Here is a 23,867-nt window from a genome sequence, read left to right as displayed (position 1 = left end):
TGAGAATTCCTTATAAGAAAAATGGCTAAAACGTGTTCCTTCCAATACAGAAAAAAGACGTGAAGCCGTAAAAGCTAAAATTCAGGATATTTACGATGAATCAAAACAGAATTATGGTGCCCCTAAAATCACCAAAAAATTACGTAAATCAGGAGAAATCATCTCTGGAACGTGGGATTGTCAAGTTTTTTGTGTAAGTTTTTGAAAAATATTTTGTGGAGGGAAACCTCCCCAGTCTTATACTCAAGTACTCTTTTGAGTTAATTTGTTAAAGCATCTTTCACAAGGCCTTCCATTTCATCGTTTAATTCACGGGCTTCCTGATAAGCAGAAATCAATCTCTCATGCATCGCTGCACCGTCACATGCGGAAAAATCGCTTTGGCTCCTTCTTCCAGTCCGCTTACACCATCCATAGAAAGGAAAAGAACATCTTCCACGCCGCGATTTTTGATCTCATCAAAGATCTGCATCCACTGATGTTTACTTTCGGACTCACTCAGCCATAATCCCAAGATATCTTTTTGCCCATCAACATCGTATTCCAGAATCACATAGACGGCATAGTTCTTTGTTTCGTATTCCTTTCGGATTGCAACGTACAGGCAGTCTACAAACAAAAAGGTATAGAAGCGCTTTAATAGGCGGTTTTGCCATTCTTCCAGCTGCTCCAGAACGCTGTCTGTAATCTCTGAAATTGTCTCATGAGAGATTTCGAATCCGTAGATATCTTCAATGGTATCTGCATTATCGCGCCGGCTCATTCCCTTCGCATACATGGAAAGTACTTTGTCCTGAATATCTGAGACATCCCGCTTTCTTTTCGGTACAACCGCCGGTTCAAAAGTACCTTCCCGATCACGTGGGACTTCAATAGGGACATCGCCAACTGTTGTTTTCAATGTTTTTTTTGTATAACCATTTCTTCGGTTAGTAGTTTCTTTTTCGCTCCGCTCGTTATTCGAGTATCCCAGATGGCTGTTCATTTCGTCTTGCAACATTGCTTCAAACATGGAGCCAAAAATATCTTTCAGCGCATCCTGCATGTCCTCCACACTTTTAGGCTGGTACTGATTAAGAATGGCCTGTGCCAATTGTCTGTTCGGAGCAACATCTTTTTTCTTCTTGTCATAGTGAGTGTGTTCATCCTTTTTTAGTAAGCGCAAAATATTGCTACGCTGCCCATGAATCACGCTTGCACCAAAATGATAGATGCAAGCGTTTTGCTCTATGTTTAGTTTTGACAGTTCGCTTTCGCAGTCTCGCTCCATGGGGCAAGCTGTTCCAGCTGTTCATCTGACATTTTAGCGTCTGGCCGCTGTGATAAGAGGTATGTCAGATATTTGTAGGTATTCAGGTCATTCGCTTTTGCCATCTCAACCATTGTATACACAATAGCGCTAGAGGCAGCTCCCTTCGGACTGGCACTGAACAGCCAGTTTTTCCGGCCAACAGTGAATGGTCTGATTGCATTCTCGCTAAGATTATTGGATAAACTGCAATGACCGTCTTCCAGATAGGTCATCAGAGTGTCTTTCCGATTTTGGGCATAGTTCACCGCTTTCGCCAAACGGGTTCCCTTGTTTGGACGCTGTTGATCCAGCCAATTCCAGAATGCCTCCAGTATCGGCTTCTCCTTTTCAAGACGGAACTGTTTTCTCTGCTCCGCAGTATGATTTTTTGCTTTTGAGTACCGCTCACAATCAAACAGCTTGGAGCAGAATTGTACTCCCTGCACCGACGGAATCTTTCCATAAAACAAAAAATTTTAATTCCTACGGATTTTTCTACAAAGCATATAACCACATATTATTACACTTCATCAGAAAAACTTTCTCACTAAAAAAGACTAGAAGAGACATTTTCTCTTCTAATCCTTTATACTTTATCACAGAATACTTTTTGCTTTTATTTTCCTCATGGTCACGAGGCTTTTTTCGCTTAAATCGTACCTTTTGAACACGTGTTGTTACATATAAAAGTCTTAACCCCACTAAACACTCTTACCTCACCTCATAAACAACCTTCACAAAAACACCTCTTTTGTTACATCTATATGTACCGTAGATTTCGACACCCCAAATTTCTTTGCTGTCTGCCTTACCGTGGCTTTCTCTTCAATAATATAATTTGCAATTTCAATAGCACGCTCTTCAATATAATCTTTCAAGGAAAATCCCCCGAAATCTCTGCTTTTTACAATCTATGCAGAATAGTTCCGGGTCATGCCCCCATACTTCGAAGGCATTACTTCATCTTCTATACGTCCATCCATATTCTTTTTTCAGCCTCTCATATATCTCAAATGCCACCGGACAGACCTCGATCACATCCAGTACACTGTAAAGGCTCGCCCATCTGTCCGGCTGATCCGTATATGGATATTTCTTACAGCTTTCCGGCCGGCAGTCGCCCAGCTGGCAGTTTCCGTCTGCTCCCAGAAAATCACAGGGAGCGTTTTTTGTCTGGTATCTGTTTTCCTCATCGCTTTCCAACAGATACTTTTCAATAAATTGATCTTTTGTAAGCCCCATATACTCTGCATCCCGGGCGAGATCTTCTTCCGGGATACTGCCCCGGTACATCTTGCAGCAGTTTCTACATCGACTGCAGTCATATCCTGCAAACAGCTCTTTGTGCAGCCTGTGGAACTGCTCATCCAATTCTTTTTCATCTGCATTTCCTTTCAGGAAAATGCGAAATTCATAATTTTCGTTTCTCTTTTTCTTCGCTTCAAATTTTATCTTTCTCGGTGCGATCATTTTCGGTCTCCTTTCCCTTTTTCCGTCCGATTATCTCTATTCTTAAAACCCTGCTTTCTGCATTTCATCCATCATGGCCGTCCTTCGGTAATACACCGCCCGCCAGTTCTTCGCAATCTCGGACGCTTTTTCTTTCCCTCTCGGATATCTTCGGATCTTTTTCAGATATTTCATTAATTCTCTGTACCTGTTTCGATTACTTGCTCTTTCCGCTTCATGGCGCAGATATGAAATATAAATATCCCGTACCTGCTCCGGGAATTTCTCTTTCAGCACTTTTTCATATCTATCCAGGTTATAGATGAACGTTTCTTTCTTAAGGCATTCAAGCATTGGTTCATACATGCCCTCTTTCTCCATAAATGGATACAGGATGTTGTAATTTTTAGGGCTTTTCAGAATCTTTTCCCTATAACCATCCCACTCCTTATCTGTGCAGACCTTTTTGAGTTTATAAATATGTACCAGATTATTTTGCGGACATTCAAAGACATAATACAGCAGTTCTTTTTTGTACACCTCTTTATCCGGCTGTGTTTCATATATGGAAATCAATTGCTCGCTGTACCTGGCAATCAGCCCTGGGTACTCTTTATCCAGAATTTTACTTTCCTGCAATATCCGGATTGCCTCATCCAGATTCCCATTGTTAAGGTTCTCCTGTATTTCCAGCTCTCTTACCACCGAAAATCTCCAATGCTGCCTTCTATATTCCCTGATTTCTTCCGCCGAGAAGCCCAGTCGCTCCATGAGTTCCAACCGCTTTATAATATTATTCTCGTAGCCGTATCGAGCGCTCCATGTACTTCCACAATCCGTGGACGATGTCTGCATCTCAATCCTTTCATCCAAATCCTTTAGCATCTTTTCTAACATTTCCCGATTCTGAAACTCATGAGTCAGGAAATCTTCCATATAGTCTTCCATGTAATCTACCACATAATCGCATGACAGATGGCTCATAAACCAGGAAAACATTTCGTTTTTTTCTTCTTCACTGCAGTTCTCCAGTATTTTTTTCCATTTATCATAACACACATTTGCGACCTGGGATATGCCGCCGTCAGAATCATCTATATCTATATTTCCGATGGTTTGGAAAACATAGTTTGTCAGAGCAAACGCCTGCCCATAGCATTTTCGTTCAATCAATGTATCCACTTTATCTTCCAGATAATTTTCTAGCGCCCAGCAAAAATCCAGGGCATTCCGGTAATCAATATAACCGCTCCTGTCTCCGTACTCCCATACAAGCTGATCTACTCCCTGTTTCAACCGCTCCATCTGTTTCTCATCTATCTTTACCGCATATCTAGTCATAAGTATGTTACGGATTTCACTATCCTGTGCAGCTATCCCCTTTACAAAGGAGCGTAATTCCTCTTCCGAGATCCTTTCAATAATTTCTTCCACTTCTTTTTCCTGATCGTCCGGGCAAGTCCCTTCTGCCAGAATGTCCTCTTCATTCTGTTCCTCAATCTCAAAAAGAACCGCTGCCATATGCTTACAGTTATTTCCATTTTCTGCGTAGGGACAGGAGCAGTACATCTCACAGACCCGTCCCCCTTCCATCTCAATATCTACTTCGTAATCCTCCGTCCCCTCTACAACAGCATGATACCCGTGTTCTGTTTTATGGAGTTCCAAAACTGCGCCTTCAAAGTAATACGCCTCTCCACGAGCAAGAATATGCTCCTGAAATAAGTCTTTCCAGTTACTCATAAAATTCCCCTCCGGTGTAAGCAAATACATACTACAATTCCCACATTCACAACATAGCCGCGGCCGTAAAGTTCATTATAAATAAATATTTTCCATAAGATGTGACTCAATAATATCCTTCAGATAAGTTTTTTCAAACAATCTTGTCAGATAGGATTTTCCCGATCTTCTAACGCCCGTCACAACTTTAATCATATGATTGTTCATCCGATTAATCAAATCCTGAAGATATTTACCTCTTTCAATTTCCATCCTCCGCTCTCCTTATATTGAATCTTTTTGGCATTTCTTCCATTTTCATTCAGCAATTATCTCACAGCCATCGGGACTCCAACAGGAACCGTACGGTATCGAACTGTTCTTGCCGCCTTCCCATAAAAGTACACTGAGGGTATTCAAAACAGATCACGAAAAGCTGGAAAGATAGTCCTGGAGCAGTTCTGCCAGTTTTCCGATATGTACTCCGTCTACAGAGGAGTTGAATTGTCTTTATTGTCGGAATCTGTATGGGAGATATGGCGGTATGATACCTATGGAAAAGACGAAAACTGATAGATATCGTTTCCCATTGGACCAGTAAAATATGCTTTCTGGTTCTCTTCTGTCTTCTTTGTCAATGCCACATATTCTTCCATAGTGTCCTGCATTGGTACGTTGACAACTTTGAAAAGTTCTGTCCCTGTTCTGCCGAATCCCCTCTTCCACACGCTTCCCGTAGAGTTGTCGACTCACATTTAACTCCTCTGCCAGTTCTAACTCATTGAGAAGCTTATCGCCAACAGAAAAACGTTTTTCAACGGTTATCATAGTCATTATATTATCTGTAACGCTTTGGGAAAGCATTTTATTCTTCATAGAGTTATCACCTCAATATTGAATTATTACGAAAAAATTTTATCTTTCGACAACTTTATTTTACAATTTTTCTTATAAAAGGCGATTCCATAACACAGAACCTCCTGCTATCCGTCACGAGCCAAGTCCGTTTCATACTGTTTTCCCAAAATCTGTTTTAATGCTTCATCGCTCCGCTCCTCAAGTTCTACATAACTTGGTGCCACTTCAGTTCTATGATCACAGCCGGCTTTGCCACATCCATGCATTTCAGACAAATATCATATCTTCCTGTACCAGATTCTCTGTTAGAATACGCATAGTAATCCTCCAATCCATTCAACAGCCCCATAAGGAATCCATGGTAAAATGCTTCCTTAGTATCATAAAAGCTGATTCCTTCTCTGAACATTTGAGATATGGCAGTCTCAAGCTCTTCTACATGCCCTGCAGAATACCTTATACTATTATTTTTTCATAACTACATCCAACGTTCTGCTAAGGGCCTTTTCCAATTTATCCTTCCAGTCAAAATCTGTTGTTTTATATATAATTGCCCTCCTATGTCTGTAATCAAAAGGAATATCATTGATATCCTGCGTAATAATAATCACCTCTTTACCCAGTGCATGGGCATATCCTAATTCGTAATTTACATTTGGATTTTTGCCTGTAACATCTGCAATCAAGACATTTGCAGTTCGGATTTCCGTTGTAATGTCCTCAATAATCGGCTGATTCCCATAAATTTCATCAGATCTTTTTACTTCATATCCCTTTTTTTCCACAGTTGGTTTTATCAAACGATGATAAACTTCATCCAGATTCTTTTCAAAAGGCATAATCACAAAACACTTTTCCACTTTTGTTCTCTCCTTATTCCTCCAAATGTTCCACAGTTCTTTTTATTTTCCGGATACACTCTTGAATTTCTTTCATTTTCTTCTTTTCATCTTCATCAATTTCCAAAAGGACCATTGGATTCACTGATTCTTTACTCGTCTCTTCTAAAGTTCTCTTAAAGATGTTGAGATATCTAGCACTAATCTTATTCGAAGACTTCTCTGAAAGTTCAACCTTCTGATATATGCCTCTGCCCATGGACTGGTATATATCTGAAGAATCCACAAGAGATTTTAATGCTCCCGTCAACATTCCAATAGTATACGCATTTTCTTCCACATCTTCTTTTGCATAGGCAAATAGTTCTTTCCTGCTGTGAGGCACACCGTCGTCCAGTAATTCCTTATACCTGTCTCTTATCTGCTTTGCATTTGATTCCATATTATCTCTCCCAATCTTTTTAATTCATTTAATTCATTTAATCCATCTAATAATTTTCGTTTTATCATTCTATTATCACATTATACTTTAAATGGTTGTGTTTGTAAAGTTTATAACCATTTATTTTAAAAATTAATTTTATCTCTACCTAATTCACCCATAAAAATCCCCCAAAACCTCTGCCTTCTAATTTCGTCAGAGATTTTGAGGGATTCCTCTTTTTCAATATTCTATTTTAGAATAAGAACACTGCCACTCCATAAGCCGGCAGAGGATATGCAAAGGAATATGGTCTTCCGTCGCATTCTTTTTTCACTGCTTTGTAAATGGTCTGTTCTTTATGTTCATGGCCGCCAAACTCCGGCTCCCGGCTGTTCAGGATCAGTTTATACTGTTTCCGTTTTGGCACGCCAACCCGGTAGTCATCCCTGGCCACAGGAGTATAGTTGATCACAAAGAGAAGATTGTTTCTTCCTGTAGGTGACATCCGCATAAAACTGTATATACTTCTTGTAGCATCGTCTGCATTGATCCACTCCAGGCCCTGAGGATTTGCGTCATTGGCGTACAGAGCAGGGTATTTTTTATAAAGGGCAAAAAGCTGTTTCACATAGTTTTGGAGCTGCTGGTGGCTCTGCTCTCCTAAGAGGTACCAATCCAGTTCTCTCTCCTCGCTCCATTCCTGATACTGGCCGAAATCCTGTCCCATGAACAGCAGTTTCTTTCCCGGATGACCGATCATGTAAGAATAACCTGCTTTCAGGTTTTCAAACTTGTCCTGTCCCAGGCCCGGCATTTTATTGATCATCGAGCATTTCAGATGGACTACCTCGTCATGGGAAAGTACCAGGACATAATTCTCGCTGTAAGCGTAGGTAGTGGAGAACGTCATCTTATTGTGGTTATATTTTCTGAAATAGGGGTCCAGCTTCATGTATTCCAGGAAGTCATGCATCCAGCCCATATTCCACTTCAGGCTGAAGCCAAGGCCTCCGTCTTTTGGATCTCCAGTAACCATAGGCCAGGCGGTAGACTCCTCAGCGATCATAACGGCGCCTTTATTTTTCCCAAGAACCACGGAATTCAGGTGACGGAAGAATTCAATCGCCTCCAGGTTCTTGTTTTCTCCGTACTGATTAGGAACCCACTGTCCCTGCTGCCGTCCATAGTCCAGATACAGCATGGAAGCCACAGCGTCCACTCTCAATCCATCCACATGATACTCCTGGATCCAGAACAGAGCATTTGCAATAAGGAAGTTCTTCACCTCATTCTTGCCATAATCAAAGACCTTGGTGCCCCAATCGGGATGTTCCCCTTTTCTCGGGTCTGCGTATTCGTAAGTAGGCGTACCGTCAAAATCTGCCAATCCATGGGCATCCCTGGGGAAGTGGGCAGGTACCCAGTCCAGGATAACGCCGATTTTATTTCTGTGCATATAGTTGACAAAATAGCGGAAGTCCTCAGGAGTACCATAACGGGAAGTAGGCGCATAATAGCCTGTTACCTGATAGCCCCAGGAGCCGTCAAAGGGATGCTCTGCAATCCCCATAAGTTCTACGTGAGTATATCCCATCTCTTTTACATAGTCTGCAAGGGCATGGGCCAGTTCCCGGTAATTGTAAAAGCCTTTGTCTTCCTCGTCTTTCCGGGGATGTTTTTTCCAGGAACCGGGATGTACCTCGTAAATGGCCATAGCGTCTTTTTTTACATCAAACTCCTGACGTTTCTTCATCCATGTAGCGTCTGTCCATTTGTAATTGGTAATATCCACTACCCTGGAGGCTGTACCTGGACGTACTTCTGAAAAGTTTGCATATGGGTCCGCCTTATACAGCTTTTCTCCTTTATAGGTGGTAATACAGAATTTATACAGGTCTCCCACCCGGACTTTGGGGATAAAAAGCTGATAAATTCCCATGTCATTGTCACAGTTCATTACATTGGCTTCCGGGTCCCAGTCGTTGAAGTTTCCTACTACGGAAACCGCCTTTGCATGAGGGGCCCAAACTGCAAAGAAAACCCCTTCTTTCTTTCTCTGAGTCCCCGGATGGGCCCCCAGAAGCTTATAGATTTCATAATGTGTCCCCTGTCCGAAAAGATATCGGTCCAGCTCTGTTATTTTCATATTGTTTCCCATAAAACTCTTCCCCTTTTTTGCCATATTCAGGAATGTACAGCATTCCCGCACCTATTATTTTAACGTATTTCCAGGAATGCGCTTCCTGCAGCTTTCACAGTGATATGCAGCCTGCCGTTTTCCACCGCCACTTCCTCTTCTGTTTCTAGATTTACATAAGTCTTATCCTGGAAAGGAGCTGGAATGAACAGCTCTGCCTCCTGCTCGTCATTGTTTACAGCAGTCAGAAGTCCCTGTTCCTCTGTAAATCTTGCGAAAGCATACTGCCGGTTGGTCAGCAGCAGCTCCCTGTAACGGCCATAGGCCAGGCACTGGCTGAACTTCTTATGGACTTCTCCAAGCTTCTTTACCCAGTCCATCACTGGAGAATCCTGTTCTTTCTCCAGGTCCTCCATACTTAAAGCAGGTCTCAGGAAGTCATCATTGCTTCCTTCTTTTCTGCCTTCAATCCCCCATTCAGAACCATAATAGAGAGAAGGGATTCCCGGTAAAGTATATAAAAGTGTATATACCGGATAAATATGCTCTTTCTGGTTCAGCTTGCTCATGATCCTGTCTACATCATGATTATCTACAAAAGAGTAAAGTTTCATACCTTTGTAGATGCCGCCGTTTTCATCAAATTCTCTCCGGATAGTATGTGCAATTTCAAAATAATTGTGATCATTGTGTCCGGAATAAAGACCTTTATGGAGCTCATAGTTGGTAACGCTGTGGAGCATCTTCTGTCCGTCCTGGATATAGCGGCTGTAGTCTCCATGGATCACTTCTCCCATAAGCCAGAAATCTTTTTTCTTCTCGGACGTCCGCCGCCGCATCTCTTCCATGAAGTAAAAGTCCAGACAGTCTGCACAGTCCAAACGGATACCGTCGATATCAAAAGTATCGATCCAGAAATCGATCACATCCAAAAGATAATCTCTTACTTCAGGGTTCTGAAGGTTCAGGTTAACCAGTTCAAAGCAGTTTCTCCAGGCTTCATAGCCAAAACCATCATTGTAGGGGTTGTTCCATCCAAAGTTAATACCCTTGTACCATCCGCAGTAAGGAGAATGTTCCCGGTTCCTCTGAATATCCTGGAAGGCAAAAAATTCTCTTCCTGTATGGTTGAAAACTCCGTCTACCACTACCCTAATATCCAGGTCATGTGCTTTTTTTACAAATTCTGCAAAGTCCTCATTGTCTCCCAGTCTTCTGTCTACCTTTTTGTAGTCTCTGGTATCATATCCGTGAGTAGTGGACTCAAAAAGAGGTCCTATATAGATAGCGGTGCAGCCCAGCTCTGCCACATGAGGGAGCCAGTCATTCAGAAGTTCAAATCTGTGGACCACCTGCTCCTCTCTGTTCTCCCTGGGTGCCCCGGTCATGCCAATGGGGTAAATGTGATAAAATACTGCCTCTTCATACCATGCTGCCATTTTCATTTCCTCCTGTTAAGAATATATTCCGTATAAAAATTGATGTACGATCTCATAAGTAGTCTCATTAGAGATTTCAAAATTTTCATTTTCTGAAAGTCCGTAGCTTACTGTCATAATATGGTGATTGAGAGTTCCTGTGAATCCAACTGCAAACAGCCTCTGCCTCCCTCTCATATTGCCCAGCTGAGATGCTGCGTTTTCAAAAATCCCTACAATAAGATTATAATAATTCTCAATGAAAGGCGCCACTGTTTTATAAGCTTCATTTTGTCTCCCAGAGTAAAACAAAGCCAGCATAAACAGATAAAATTTTTGGTGGTCTGCCGCATAGTCAAAAAATTCTCTTGCGACTTTATACAAGACCTCCGGCAGATTAGCCTTCATCCTGGTTGCCTCCAGAACTCCTTTTTCCAAAACTCTGTATCCCCGCTCCAGGAGATTCTGTAAAAGCCCTATTTTGCTTCCGAAATAATAGTAAAGAGTCGGTTTTGTAACTCCCGCCCTGTCTACAATTTCCTGAACCCCCACTGCGTCATATCCTTTGGCATAAAAAAGATCCAGTGCGGCATCCAGAAGCAATTCCCTGTTGTCTATTCGAATCACCGCCTTTGCTCTTAATGTCTGCGATAGGTCTATTATACCAATCGGTATATAAAAAATCAACACTTCCTCGGCAAAAAAACACCTTTCCTCATATAAACAGAAAAAGCAATGAAAACAGCCTTTTTTCTTCAGCTGTTCCCACTGCTCTCCCTGTTTATTCTTTTTATTTTATTTTGATAAAGCTTGCACTTGCAGGAGGAACGGTCAGAGTTCCGTCCTTCAGTGCAGACTCACCATTGTTGGAATACAGAATGTCTATTCCATCCTTGGCATTTATCTTACACGTAACCTCTTTATCAGAAGGGTTCAGGGCCACTACTATTGTTTCCCTCTCTCCTGTTCTCTTATAAACCAGAGGATATGCGTTATCCTCTGCATAAAGGAATTCCAAAGATGCATTGCTCTGAAGGGCCTCATGGTCAAGACGGATTTTAATCAGTTTCTGAACTTCATGGAACAGAGAATCTTCATCTTCCATCTGAGCTTCCACTGTAGGACGGTTCTTGTCCGGATCGATCATAATATAGAGATCCTCTGGCTTAGCGCTGGAAAAACCTGCATTAGTGGTCTTATCCCATTGCATGGGAGATCTTGCTCCTGTCCTTTCATATCCTCCTTCTACAGAACGGATACCTGCCAGATAATTCATGCCGATTTCGTCTCCATAGTATATAAAAGGCGCTCCCGGCATAGAAAGAAGAAATGCAAAAGCAATCTTTACTTCTTCATCATCCAGTTTTTCCTTGATACGGCTCATGTCGTGGTCACCGGAGGGAATACAGATCAGTCCCTTTCCGTTGGTCTTGTCATAATTAGCCTGGTAGGTTCTTACAAAATCTCCAATATTTCCTTTCCCATCCCGCTTAAAGTATGGATGCTCACTGCGGAACAGGTCCATGTAATAAGAAGGTCCAAAGTGGAGAAGGAAGTCCATATGATATCCTCCCTCCAGAGATTTGTCCGGCTGTCCCCATTCAGAAATCATGGCCGCCTCCGGGAACTCTTCATCTAAAAATTTACGGAAATCCTGCCACAGCTCAATGGTTCCCTTTCCCTCTTCATCATTCTTTACCAGGGAGCCTGCCATATCCACACGGAAACCGTCGCATCCCATTCCCAGCCAGAAACGCATGATATCTTTCATAGCCTCTCTGGTAGCCATTGCTTCAGGAGAATGCATATCTTTCTGCCAGGATTCTGTCACCTTATAGAAACCATAGTTCAAAGCCGGCTGAGTAGTATAATAGTTGGCTGCGCAGGAGCCGTCTCTGTCTGAAAGACCTCTGATACAGCCCTTAATATTTCCTACATTTTCAAATCCCTTCCAGGCTTTATCCGTCCAGATATAACGGTGGCTAAACTCATTTTCCTCTGGGCTTAAAGAAGCTTTAAACCAGGGATGTTCAATAGATGTATGTCCCGGGACCAGGTCTAAGATCACGTGCATATCTTTCTCATGAGCCTTTGCGAAAAGCTCTTTCAAGTCCTCGTTGGTTCCATATCTGGGCGCAGCTGTATAATAATCCGCCACGTCATAACCTGCATCTGAGAAAGGAGAAACAAAGCATGGATTCAGCCAGATGGCATTACATCCCAGTTCTTTTATATAGTCTAATTTTCTGATGATTCCCTGAAAATCTCCGATGCCGTCTCCATTAGTATCCAGAAAAGTCTGAGGGTAAATCTCATAAAAAATTGCATTGTCCAACCATTTTGGCATAAGAAAAATCCTCCTCTATGTTAATTCTCTATTTAACATCTTATTATAGATTTCGGATAAATTCCTGCAATTATTTGATTGAAAATTACGATATTTTGACTTTTTCTGCTATTTATATTCCAAAGAGTCTTTCTGCATTCCTTCTGGTAACCTCAACCACTTCCTCATAAGACGCGCCCTTTATCTGTGCAATGGTCTGAGCCACATAGGTAAGGTAGAGAGAACAGTTCCGCTTTCCTCTGTAGGGTTCCGGAGCCAGATAGGGCGCATCGGTCTCCAGCAGCAGATAATCCAGGGGCGCATATTCTACCACTTCTTTCAGCCGTTTTCCATTCTTAAAAGTAACCACGCCGCCTACCCCCAGATAGTATCCCATATTCATATATTCTCTGGCATGTTCTTTGGAGTAGGAATAGCAGTGGATCACTCCCTTTAAATTATCCGCCCGCTCTGCTTTCATGACATCCAGGGTATCTTTAGCTGCGTCCCGGCTGTGGACGATAATGGGCAGCCCGGTTTCTTTGGCCAGGTCCATCTGCCGGACAAACCATTTTTTCTGAACATCATGATTTTCTTTGTCCCAGTAATAGTCCAGACCGATTTCTCCTACAGCCACGGTTTTTTCTCTGTCACACAGACTCCGCAGCCACTTCATGTCTTCTTCGGTGAGACTTCCCACCTCATCCGGGTGAATACCTACTGCTCCATAGACAAAAGGATATCTTTCCATAAGATCCGCCGTATCCTTTACTCCTTCCAAAGAAGCTCCCACATTGATGATTTTCTCAATTCCATGGGCATGCATGGTCTTCAAAAGTTCATCCCGGTCTCTGTCAAAAGCCTCATCATCATAATGGGCGTGTGTCTCAAATATCATGGATCTTTCTCTCCTTTAATCTCCTATGGACGGTCTGGCGGAACAATGCGTAAATGATAGAGGTCAGTGGAATAAACACCAGCATTCCTACTACTCCCATCAGGTTTCCGCCTACTGTCACGGCCATCAGCACCCAGATAGAAGGCAGTCCTACCGAGTTTCCTACCACATGGGGGTAAATCAGGTTTCCCTCAATCTGCTGAAGGATCAGAAACAGGATAACAAAAGCCACCGCCCGCATAGGGTTCACCACCAGGATCAGGAAGGCCCCTACAACACAGCCGATAAAAGCTCCGAATATAGGGATCAGGGCGGTACAGGCGATCACCACTCCAACCAGCATCGCGTAAGGGAATTTCAGAATACTCATTACCACAAAAAACATGGTTCCCAAGATCACGGCTTCCAGGCACTGGCCTGTAACGAAGTTAGAAAATGTCTTATAACTCAGAGAAGCCACTTTTAACACCTGACGCACAACTTTTCCAGGGAAAAATGCGTAAAGGACTTTCCGGATCTGGACAGATAACTTTTCCTTTTGGAGCAGAATATAGCAGGCAAATACAAAACCGATCACAAAGTTCATCACAGAGTTGATCACAGTTACTGCCACATTAAATGTAGTTCCCAGTACATTTCCGGCTCCGTTTTTCAGAAAGTCAATACCAGTCTGTATGATCTGGTCCCAGTTAACCTCCAGAGAATTAAACCAGTTATTGATCTGCTCTTCAATCAGGGGATTGGCCTGGAAATTATCTGTAAACCATTTCTGCATCCTGGGGATTGCCAGCTCGATCTGGCGGCTCAGGCTCACAATGGTGCTTCCGATTTCCGGTATTAATACTACCAGAACAATCCAAATGATCACGATAACCAGCAGGATAGAAAGTATGAGACTTGCCGGCCTTGCTAATTTTTTCGCTTTTCCCTGCTCCTTCAGTCTGCCGAAAAGTCTTTTTTCCAGAGCATGCATAGGCACATTAAGGATAAAAGCAATGGCCCCTCCCAAAATAAAGGGGAATACCAGATGCCAGACAAACACAACTCCCGCTGCCACGCTATTAATCTTTTGTACGCCTATATAGAAGAGCACTGCAAAAACGATCAACAGCATAATGTTCTTCATATCCTTTTTGTTCAAATCCATACGCATCCTCCCATTTTCAAGAGCAGCCCCATTTAACTGGCATAACGACAACTTCGTTTATGTTTTGTGTTAAATGGGACTGCCAAAATATCATATTATTTTTTAATCTTCATACGGATCCATTTAATAAGCTGGATTATCGGAAGGTTGGCGATTGCCAGCCCATACATGGTCAGAAGCTGAGTAAAGCTCAGAGTCTGTACCTGGAAAATAGAATCCAGACCTGGGATCATCACTACAGCAGTGATGAGAGCAAGACCTAAAAGGAAAGCCCCAGCCAGGTATTTATTGTTGAAAAATCTCTTTGTAAATAATACAGGTTTGTCTGATTTACAGTTAAATCCATGGACCAGACGTGAGGTACAAAGTGTACCGAAAGCCAGAGTCATAGCAAGTGCAGTATTTTCCTGGTATCCGATATAGAAGCCGATCATGGTCATAATACCGATAACCAGACCCTCAATTCCGATCTTGGAAAGGAAATCTTTGGTAAGTATAGACTCGTTCATTGGTCTCGGCTTATCGTTCATTACATCAGGATTGTGAGGTTCCAGTCCCAGAGCAATAGCCGGAAGACTGTCTGTCAGCAGGTTGATAAACAGCAGATGAACCGGTGCGAAAGGTACCGGCAGACCTGCCAGTGACGCATAGAGTACAGACAGGATTCCTGCAAAGTTACCGGAAAGGAGGAACTGGATAGAACTCTTTATGTTCTTGTAAACATTTCTTCCGTTTTCTACAGCTTTTACGATGGTTGCAAAGTTATCATCGGTAAGTACCATGGATGCTGCGTCTTTTGCAACTTCTGTACCGGTGATTCCCATAGCCACACCAATATTTGCCTGCTTCAGAGCCGGGGCATCGTTTACTCCGTCTCCTGTCATGGCTACGATGTTTCCTTTATCCTGCCATGCCCGGACAATACGGATCTTGTGTTCCGGTGAAACACGGGCATATACAGAAATACCTTCCACGAAGTCCTGCAGCTCTTCATCTGTCATATTTTCAATAACCGCACCCTCACAGGCTTCTGATTCGTCTTTCAAAATCCCGATTCTCTTAGCAATAGCTGCCGCTGTTACCTTATGGTCACCAGTGATCATAATAGGCTTAATGCCCGCCCGGATACACTCGGCAACTGCTTCCTTGGACTCTTCTCTTGGCGGGTCCATCATAGCGATCAGACCCAGGAATGTCAGGTCATTTTCATCTTCCACAGATAAGGTTCTGGCTTCTTCAAATTTTTTATATCCAAAGGCCAGGACACGAAGACCGTTTCTGGAAAACTTCTGGTTCTGTTCTTCAATGATCCTCTTGTCTTCCTCTGTGATCGGACATACTTCTCCGTTTTTCTGGATATGGGAAACTCTTCCCAGAAGAACATCTACGGCACCTTTTGTAACCATAGTACAGCCGTTTTTCAGATTGTGCAAGGTAGACATTAATTTTCTGTCACTGTCAAAAGGAACCTCGCTGCATCTGGGGTATTTCTCACGGATGGTCTCTGCGGGACATCCCAGTTTGTCGCCCAGATTGATGAGAGCAGTTTCCGTAGGATCTCCGATCTCTTCTCCGTTTTTGTTTGTAGAGTCATTACATAAAATGCTGTGGCGGAGAAGCTGTTTCTGAGCTTCATCTCCCAGGTCAATAGATGCTGCAGGAATTTCTTTCCCTTCTACATAATAGTCTTCAACTGTCATTTTATTCTGTGTCAGAGTACCAGTCTTATCAGAACAGATAATTGACACACTTCCCAGACCTTCCACTGCCTGAAGCTTACGGATAATAGCATGCTCTTTTGCCATTTTCTGTGTACCGAAGGACAGCACGATGGTTACGATAGAGCTCAGGGCCTCAGGAATTGCAGCTACTGCAAGAGCTACGGCAAACAGGAAAGCATCTCCCACGCCCTCTCCTCTGAATACGCTGATACCAAAAAGGATTGCGCAGAATACTAAAATCAGGATGGACAGCTTCTGTCCGAAATTATCCAGATTCATCTGCAGAGGAGTCTTTTTCTCAGAAGTGCTCTTTAACAGACTGGCGATTTTTCCTACTTCGGTATTCATACCGATTCCTGTTACCAGGAAGGAACCTCTTCCGTAGGAAACAAAACTTCCGGAAAAGACCATGTTGGTCCTGTCACCCAGGGCAGCTTCTCCCTCAATGGCGTCTTCCATTTTTTCCACTGCAAGACTTTCTCCTGTCAGTGCGCTTTCGTCTACCTTCAGACTGGCGTTTTCAAGAATACGTCCGTCAGCAGGCACATAATCTCCTGCTTCCAGCATAACGATATCACCTATAGTAACCTGAGAAGATGGTATTTTAATCACATCTCCTCCTCTGACTACCTTGGCTTCCGGAGCCGACATAGCCTTCAGACTGTTCAGGGACTGTTCTGCCTTTACAGTCTGGACAGTGCCCAAAATCGCATTAATGGTAATAACGATCAAGATAACAATGGCGCTTTCTGTTTCACCCAGAATACCAGATACGATAGCCGCCACGATCAGAATGATCACCAGGAAATCTTTGTACTGTTCCAGAAAAATCTGGGGAACGGTTTTCTTCTTGCCTTCTGCAAGAGCGTTTGGACCATACTTTTCCTGGTTCTTCTTTACCTGTTCTTCTGTCAGAGGCTGGGTACTGCCATTAACGGCTTTCTGAGCCTCTGTCCTGGACATTTGGTAATACTCTTTCATGCTTCTTCCTCCATTCGTTTTCCGAGCCGCATTTTCAGACTCTTTCTAAGTAGTTTGCTTAGTAAAGGTCTTTATATGCAAAAAGCGAGACCTTTACTGCACAATTGATCATGCAATAAAAGTCTCGCTGTTTCATCACGACACGGATGAGAGTTCCCTCATCGAGATTGACGCTGTCGCAAACACCTTTTGGTGCCAGCTACTCCCTTTCATTTAAAAAGATAATAAACGATTAAAAAAGTCTTGTCAACCCCTAATCAGCAGATTTCCGCACCTGCCGGCATATCCTTGTCAGGAGTCATAAGGGCCAGTTCTCCGTCAAGACCTTCTGCACACAGGATCATTCCTTCAGAAAGAACTCCTGCCAGCTTAGCCGGTTTCAGGTTCACCAGGACCATAACTTTCTTTCCAACCATACCTTCCGGTTTATAATTTGACTTAATGCCGGAAACAATCTGTTTTACCTGGCTTCCGATCTTTACCTGGGAGCAGAGAAGTTTTTTGGACTTTTTCACTTCCTCACAGGCGATGATCTCCCCTACCTGGAACTGCATTTTCATGAAATCATCAAAGGTGACTTCAGGTTTTGCTTCTATATCTATAACAGGAATTTCCTCTTTTTCTGCTTCCTGGTCTTTTGTCTCTTCAGCCCGCATAGCTTCCACCTTTTCCATAACCTCTTTTACGTCCAGACGGGCAAAGAGGATCTCCGGTTTCTCTGTTACCTTGTTTCCGGAAGGATATAAACCGAAGGAATCCAGCTCTTCATAACTTCTCTTTGGTGCGTTAAGCTGAGCAAGGATTTTCTCTGTAGTAGTTGGCATAAATGATTCCAGAAGAGCAGCGCCTACGCAGATTCCCTCTACCAGATTGTAGAGCACTTCCGCCAGACGGTCTTTCTTTTCATCGTCCTTTGCCAGCACCCAAGGCATGGTCTCATCGATATATTTATTGCAGCGTTTAAACAGGGTAAAGATTTCTGTGATCGCATCTGCCACACGAAGGTCTTCCATCTTGGCTGCCACTTTTTCTTTTGTTCCCTGGACAACCGCTTTCAGTTCCTGGTCTACCGGCTCTGTGACGCCAGTGCTCTTTACCACGCCGCCGAAATACTTGTTAGACATGGAAATGGTCCGGTTTACCAGATTTCCCAGAGTATTGGCAAGCTCAGAGTTTAATCTCTCTACCATCAGCTCCCAGGTGATCACGCCGTCATTTTCAAAAGGCATCTCATGGAGCACGAAATAGCGGACGGCATCTACCCCAAAGAAGTCTACCAGCTGGTCGGCATAAAGCACATTTCCCTTAGATTTGCTCATCTTTCCGTCTCCTTGGAGCAGCCAGGGATGTCCAAATACCTGCTTAGGCAAAGGAAGTCCCAGAGCCATCAGGAAAATAGGCCAGTAAATAGTATGGAAACGGATGATATCTTTTCCGATCAGATGCAGGTCTGCCGGCCAGTATTTTTCAAACTGCTCTGTACTGTTTCCATCACAGTCATAGCCGATTCCGGTGATGTAGTTGGTCAGCGCATCCAGCCATACATAAACCACATGCCTGGGATCAAAGTCTACCGGAATTCCCCATTTAAAGGAGGTTCTGGACACACACAGCTCCTGAAGTCCAGGCAGAAGGAAGTTGTTCATCATCTCATTTTTCCTGGATACCGGCTGGATAAACTCCGGATGCTCATTGATATACTCGATCAGCTTGGGCGCATATTTGCTCATTCTGAAGAAATAAGCCTCTTCCTTAGCCGGAGTTACGGGACGTCCGCAGTCAGGACACTTTCCGTCCACCAGCTGAGATTCCGTAAAGAAAGATTCACAGGGAGTACAGTACAGACCTTCATAATATCCTTTGTAAATATCACCCTGGTCATAAAGCTTTTTAAATATTTTCTGTACCTGTTTTTCATGATAGTCATCTGTAGTCCTGATAAACTTGTCATAAGAAGTGCCCATTAAATCCCAGATATTTTTAATCTCACCAGATACCTGGTCTACAAACTCCTTACAGCTTACACCAGCCTCTTCCGCCTTCAGCTCAATCTTCTGACCATGTTCATCCGTTCCCGTCTGAAAAAACACATCATATCCCTGCTGCCTCTTAAACCTGGCAATACTATCCGCCAAAACCGCCTCATAAGTATTCCCAATATGGGGCTTCCCTGAAGTATAGGCAATAGCCGTAGTAATATAATACTTCTTCTTATCCATTTCATCGTCCTCCTAACTTGTTACTATCTTTTATGCAAATTTGTCGAGCACAGTTTGAGACCAAGGCTCGAACCTGTACACCTCCACACCAGCCCTCTAACGGCCTTTTCTTTTTTCGAGCAGCCGCAACTTTCAGGGGAATCTTGGTATCTTTTATGCGAATTTGTCGAGCACGGTTTGAGACCGCTAGGGCTCAAACCAGTGCAGACTGAGCAATAAAAGATACCAAGATTCCCTCAACACCTGCAAAGCACCTCTCAAAAAAAGAAAAAGCCCGTCTTCCCTGTTTCCAAAGAAGACGAGCGTCAGCCCGTGTTACCACTTCTGTTCGTCTGTACCTCACAGCACAGACCTCATCAGGTACATCTGCCGATATACCTTACCGCTGTAACAGGCGGACCCTGTCGCAGCCTTGGCACAAGACCTGTGCTTCGGTGCGCCTCTCAGAAGCCATCTTCCCTCTATCTCTGTCTGTCTCCTCTCAGCCATGGGAGACTTCTCTGTGAACACAAAATACAGGTACTCTCTTCGTCACTGTGTTTTCTTATGTGCTATGTTAGCATATACCAGAAAATTTGTAAACCGTAAAATATGTCTAAGCCACTGCGTATTTTCCCAGCATTTCCTCAAAATAAGGTTCTGTTCCATCATATTTCACATGGAGCTCCTTGTCGCAGTTCAGGCTTAAAACTCCTAAAATAGATTTTCCATCAACCACAAGACGGTCACTGATGATATCGATGTCGAATTCACAGCGGCATGCGGCGCTGACGAAATCTTTCATCTCTTCGATATGACGAAAACGTATTTTCTTTTCCTTCATATTTTCTTCCTCCTAAGTCATTCCTTCATAACCTGGGTTAAATCTATCAGCCCTTAGGATAAAACAAATTTCCGGAAATTTCAACACCTATTTTTTTATTTTTTCCTGCTTCTCCAGGCTCTTATTTCTACTGATTTTTTCCCATGTTTTCATGTTCTCTGCTCAGTTTTTTTACTATACCCACTGCTGCCAGAATCGCAATAAGGTTAGGGATTACCATCAGTCCGTTAAACATGTCTGACATATTCCATACCAGGTCTACCTTCAGAGTAGAGCCTATGAGGACAAAGATGACCACCAGAAGTCCATATCCCCGCACAGCTTTCTTTCCAAAAAGATGGCGGACATTTACTTCACCGAAATAGTACCAGCCGATTATGGTGGTAAAAGCAAAAAACAGCATGCAGATAGCGATAAATACATTTCCAAAGGAGCCGTAGGAAGAATTAAATGCAGCCTGAGCCAGAGCCGAGCCAGTCTCTCCTGTAGAAAGAGCCCCTGTAGAAAGAATTACCAAAGCGGTAAGAGTCAGTATCACAAAGGTATCGATAAACACACCTATCATGGCAATGATTCCCTGATCTGCCGGGTGCTTTACGTCTGCTGTGGCATGAGCGTGAGGTGTAGAACCCATACCTGCTTCATTAGAAAACAGACCTCTGGCAACACCAAACCGCATAGCTTTCTGGACAGTAACTCCCGCAGCTCCTCCTAATACGGAAGAAGGTGAGAACGCCGCCACAAAAATATCATGAAAAGCTTTTCCCAGACCATTCAGGTTCATGATCAGAATGATCACACAGCCCACAATATAAACCAGGGCCATAAGAGGCACGATCTTCTCCGTCACTCTGGCGATCCGGTTGATTCCTCCCAGGAATATTATCGCAGAAATCACAGCAATTATAATTCCCATTATATAAGGTTTTATTCCAAATGCAGTATAAAAAGAACTTCCAATAGAATTGGACTGTACCATATTTCCCATGAATCCCAGTGCCAGGATAATCGCTACTGAGAAAAATCCAGAAAGGAATTTTCCGAATTTTCCTTTAAACAGGTACTGTATATAATAAACTGGTCCGCCTACAATGGCACCATTCTCTCTTTTTCTGGTATACTGTGCCATAACTGCCTCTGCATAGATGGTAGCCATTCCAAAAAATGCACTGACCCACATCCAGAAAATAGCCCCCGGTCCTCCTGAAGCAATGGCTGTAGCAGCCCCCGCAATATTTCCCGTACCTACCTGAGCCGCAATAGCCGTAGCCAGGGCCTGAAAAGAACTCAGCCCCTTCTCTGTACTTTTTCCATGAAGAGAAAAGTTCCCGAACATTCTCTTCATTCCCTCTCCAAATTTTCTCACCTGGATGAACTTCAGGTTAATGGTATAAAAAATTCCCGTTCCCAGAAGCAATACCAGCAGGGCCCCATCCCACAAAAAAGAATTAACCCCTTCTACGATCTGCGATAAGATTTCCATTTGTTGACTCCTTCTTTCTGGTTATTTTTCTTTTCATGCTTCTCCCCGGAAACCGCCGCCAGAACTATGTCCCCCAGACGTTTTTCGCCCGCCTGGAAGGCTTTTAATTCTACAGGACTGTCGCATTAAACATATGTCAGGAATATTTATACATTTTATGCGAATTTGTCGAGCATAGCTTTGAGACCATAGGCTCAAAGCGGCGCAGGCTGAGCAATAAAATGTATAAATATTCTCGATTTTGATTAATTCGACAGTCTCGTAGAATAAAAAAGGGCTATCGCATAATTCCAATGCAATAACCCTCTGAAACTCTAAAAAACGTCAGCCGTTGTTTAGTTTCCTGATCTCACTGTCCTTTTGCCTGAGAGATTCACAGATAAACTCTTATCTGCTTACACCTTCGGCACCCTTAACGGGATTCTCCAGAGAGCCATCCAGATACAGTCCCGTCTCCATTTAGGAGACCCCTGAGAGTATTACTCCTTCGGTGGGCCTTAGCCGCTTTCCTGCACCCTTCAATTGGCACGATATGTTGTCGGAATTTTCTCCGACTTTGTAACAACGGTATTCATTATAGCACTTGTTTTCCCTTTGTCAATCTTATTTCCTGCTTTTGTCACCGTTTTCGGATATAAAAAATATTGCACACCAAAAAACTGCTGTGTTTTTTCCCATAGTCCATATATTCCTGCATGTCTATATAATACTCTTTTCCCCAGGAAGAAATTTTCAGGTATTTTCCCTCCATGGCGGTGACTGTCACAAAATGAGCTGCTGTCTGGCAGGTGCAGGTATATTCCTCCCCTTTTCTTACATAGAAATTCAGCTTGTATTTTCTCCGAAATATAGAGAAGTTTGGGCCTATAGCAAGAATTACCGGAATATCATGGGCCAGCATAGCCGCTGTCCGGTTCCAGATATTCCTCCTCAGGACACCGAAAGAAACCTTCAGAGGAATCCTGCTTCTGCGGAAATAATAATTCATTCCCCCTGCCAGGAGCCACCCTGGCATGCCAAAGCCGGGAATTACCGGAAAGTATCTTCGGTTCATGGTCTTTATAAGTTCCTGATACTTTTCTTCTCCCCAGATTCCGTTATCGTCCTCTTCTTTTTTGAATTCCCTTCCCCTGCAGTATTCCTTATGTAAACTTAAATATAACAGCAGATCTGACCCTGCCACCACTCCACAGCCATATTTCTTAATGGTATTACTCTGAAACCAGCCCTGGTTTCCCCCATAAGAAATACTTCCGTCTTTCATCACTGCTACATAGGGGTGTTTCAAACGAACCGCCCTCATATTATGTCAACCTCATTATCCTCTATTTCTAATTCCATCTCCTGGGAGATACGAACCGGTCCTCCCATAGTGCATCGTACAATTTCGCCTGTTTTTTTGGAGACCGCAGCTCTGATCTCTCCTCCTGGCTGGTAAAGTGTGTAAAAATATTCACCGTCACCCTCTCTCTGGGATAAATACACCGCCGCTGCCATACTGCCGCTGCCGCAGCTGCTCTCCCAGACAAGAGAGTCTGTACTCTCTACATAAACTGCCGGCGTCATATAGTCTCCTTTTAAAAACATGATTCCCCATGCGCCGCAGGGACATATTTCTTTTGCTTTCTTCAGAATATTTTCCACAAATTCCCCTTTTCTGGGTTCTCCCTCTACGATCACATGGCAGATGCCGTCAAATACAACCATGGGATAGGTTTCCCCTGTTTCTGTCTCCAATACCATTATTTCTTTAGGCAGAGGCATTTCCACCTGACTGGTTCCCTCTGTCCGGTCTACAACAGCATTCAGAAGTTTTTCAGAACCACTGACTTCCACTTCCATCTCCTGCAGTTTCTGACCGGAAAGCATACTCAGAAGATAGGCAAAGCTTCTGGAGGCGTTCCCACAGAACTCCCCACCCATCATTTCCATCCTGAACCTGTCCTGGTCTGTCCTCTCTACAAACCCCACCTGTTCTCCCTTTAATTCCTTCTTTGCAAGGATCTGCCTGGAAATGGCAGGGTATTTTTCTCTCGCCACTGGAGTCATCACAAAAACAGTTATATTTCCCGCCGGATCTGCTACACGTACTTTTATCTTCAATCCTTCTCCTCCTCTCACCTTTCTCCAG

The 23,867-nt window shown here is 43.3% G+C and carries 19 protein-coding genes, 4 pseudogenes and 1 riboswitch; of the genes and pseudogenes, 1 reads left to right on the top strand and 22 read right to left on the bottom strand.

Going from position 1 to position 23,867, the window contains the following annotated elements:
* Positions 1-67: 67 nt before the first annotated feature.
* Positions 68-205: pseudogene (locus B5G33_RS22545) on the top strand (transposase); the annotation flags it as partial.
* A 138-nt stretch (positions 206-343) separates the two neighbouring features.
* Here the strand turns inward: B5G33_RS22545 and B5G33_RS02525 are convergent.
* The 22 genes and pseudogenes from B5G33_RS02525 to B5G33_RS02415 form a co-directional block, all read right to left on the bottom strand.
* Positions 344-1,165 (bottom strand): annotated as a pseudogene (locus tag B5G33_RS02525) (IS256 family transposase); the annotation flags it as partial.
* A gap of 68 nt (positions 1,166-1,233) precedes the next feature.
* Positions 1,234-1,746, bottom strand: a pseudogene (locus tag B5G33_RS02520) (IS66 family transposase); the annotation flags it as partial.
* Between the two features lie 288 nt (positions 1,747-2,034).
* Positions 2,035-2,169: pseudogene (locus tag B5G33_RS02510) on the bottom strand (sporulation transcriptional regulator SpoIIID); the annotation flags it as partial.
* Between the two features lie 82 nt (positions 2,170-2,251).
* On the bottom strand, positions 2,252-2,761 hold the full coding sequence (locus tag B5G33_RS02505; protein WP_087416629.1) for a YkgJ family cysteine cluster protein: 510 nt from the start codon (positions 2,759-2,761) through the stop codon (positions 2,252-2,254).
* 42 nt (positions 2,762-2,803) lie between these two features.
* A complete protein-coding gene (locus B5G33_RS02500; protein WP_158229567.1) occupies positions 2,804-4,483 on the bottom strand; it encodes an SWIM zinc finger family protein in 1,680 nt (559 codons plus the stop codon).
* A gap of 75 nt (positions 4,484-4,558) precedes the next feature.
* A complete protein-coding gene (locus B5G33_RS22705; protein ID WP_330396623.1) occupies positions 4,559-4,735 on the bottom strand; it encodes a hypothetical protein in 177 nt (58 codons plus the stop codon).
* 237 nt (positions 4,736-4,972) lie between these two features.
* Positions 4,973-5,338, bottom strand: a complete 366-nt coding sequence (locus tag B5G33_RS22300) for a hypothetical protein (RefSeq protein ID WP_330396622.1) — start codon at positions 5,336-5,338, stop codon at positions 4,973-4,975.
* A gap of 187 nt (positions 5,339-5,525) precedes the next feature.
* The gene (locus B5G33_RS02485; RefSeq protein WP_087416627.1) at positions 5,526-5,729 is read right to left on the bottom strand and encodes a PD-(D/E)XK nuclease domain-containing protein; all 204 of its coding nucleotides are present in this window, start codon (positions 5,727-5,729) and stop codon (positions 5,526-5,528) included.
* 55 nt (positions 5,730-5,784) lie between these two features.
* Positions 5,785-6,180, bottom strand: a complete 396-nt coding sequence (locus B5G33_RS02480; protein ID WP_087416626.1) for a nucleoside 2-deoxyribosyltransferase — start codon at positions 6,178-6,180, stop codon at positions 5,785-5,787.
* Between the two features lie 13 nt (positions 6,181-6,193).
* Entirely contained in the window at positions 6,194-6,601 is a 408-nt protein-coding gene (locus B5G33_RS02475) for a hypothetical protein (protein ID WP_087416625.1), read from the bottom strand.
* Positions 6,602-6,836: 235 nt separating this feature from the next.
* Positions 6,837-8,741, bottom strand: a complete 1,905-nt coding sequence (gene glgB, locus B5G33_RS02470; protein WP_087270588.1) for a 1,4-alpha-glucan branching protein GlgB — start codon at positions 8,739-8,741, stop codon at positions 6,837-6,839.
* 59 nt (positions 8,742-8,800) lie between these two features.
* A complete protein-coding gene (locus tag B5G33_RS02465) occupies positions 8,801-10,159 on the bottom strand; it encodes an alpha-amylase family glycosyl hydrolase (RefSeq protein ID WP_087416624.1) in 1,359 nt (452 codons plus the stop codon).
* A 15-nt stretch (positions 10,160-10,174) separates the two neighbouring features.
* Positions 10,175-10,765, bottom strand: coding sequence for a TetR/AcrR family transcriptional regulator (locus B5G33_RS02460; RefSeq protein WP_242971301.1), 591 nt, complete (start codon positions 10,763-10,765; stop codon positions 10,175-10,177).
* A gap of 163 nt (positions 10,766-10,928) precedes the next feature.
* A complete protein-coding gene (locus B5G33_RS02455; RefSeq protein ID WP_087416623.1) occupies positions 10,929-12,485 on the bottom strand; it encodes an alpha-amylase family glycosyl hydrolase in 1,557 nt (518 codons plus the stop codon).
* Positions 12,486-12,597: 112 nt separating this feature from the next.
* Entirely contained in the window at positions 12,598-13,362 is a 765-nt protein-coding gene (locus B5G33_RS02450; protein WP_087270301.1) for a TatD family hydrolase, read from the bottom strand.
* Positions 13,352-14,509, bottom strand: a complete 1,158-nt coding sequence (locus B5G33_RS02445; protein WP_087270298.1) for an AI-2E family transporter — start codon at positions 14,507-14,509, stop codon at positions 13,352-13,354. The genes B5G33_RS02450 and B5G33_RS02445 overlap by 11 nt, the downstream gene beginning before the upstream one ends.
* Positions 14,510-14,604: 95 nt before the next feature.
* On the bottom strand, positions 14,605-17,211 hold the full coding sequence (locus tag B5G33_RS02440) for a cation-translocating P-type ATPase (protein ID WP_087270295.1): 2,607 nt from the start codon (positions 17,209-17,211) through the stop codon (positions 14,605-14,607).
* A gap of 257 nt (positions 17,212-17,468) precedes the next feature.
* Positions 17,469-19,430 (bottom strand): methionine--tRNA ligase, encoded by a 1,962-nt coding sequence (gene metG, locus B5G33_RS02435; protein WP_087416622.1) that lies wholly within the window; start codon positions 19,428-19,430, stop codon positions 17,469-17,471.
* A gap of 595 nt (positions 19,431-20,025) precedes the next feature.
* On the bottom strand, positions 20,026-20,253 hold the full coding sequence (locus B5G33_RS02430) for an HPr family phosphocarrier protein (protein ID WP_087270289.1): 228 nt from the start codon (positions 20,251-20,253) through the stop codon (positions 20,026-20,028).
* 127 nt (positions 20,254-20,380) lie between these two features.
* On the bottom strand, positions 20,381-21,736 hold the full coding sequence (locus tag B5G33_RS02425) for an alanine/glycine:cation symporter family protein (protein ID WP_087270286.1): 1,356 nt from the start codon (positions 21,734-21,736) through the stop codon (positions 20,381-20,383).
* Positions 21,737-22,078: 342 nt separating this feature from the next.
* Positions 22,079-22,175, bottom strand: a riboswitch (glycine riboswitch).
* 180 nt (positions 22,176-22,355) lie between these two features.
* Positions 22,356-23,024, bottom strand: a complete 669-nt coding sequence (locus B5G33_RS02420) for a hypothetical protein (protein WP_242974449.1) — start codon at positions 23,022-23,024, stop codon at positions 22,356-22,358.
* A gap of 11 nt (positions 23,025-23,035) precedes the next feature.
* The gene (locus B5G33_RS02415; protein ID WP_087416752.1) at positions 23,036-23,839 is read right to left on the bottom strand and encodes a hypothetical protein; all 804 of its coding nucleotides are present in this window, start codon (positions 23,837-23,839) and stop codon (positions 23,036-23,038) included.
* Positions 23,840-23,867 lie beyond the last annotated feature (28 nt).

Source organism: Blautia sp. An81, from assembly GCF_002161285.1.
In the GTDB taxonomy this organism is placed as follows: Bacteria; Bacillota; Clostridia; order Lachnospirales; family Lachnospiraceae; genus Blautia; species Blautia ornithocaccae.
This window is presented reverse-complemented; position numbering and strand designations above follow the sequence as displayed.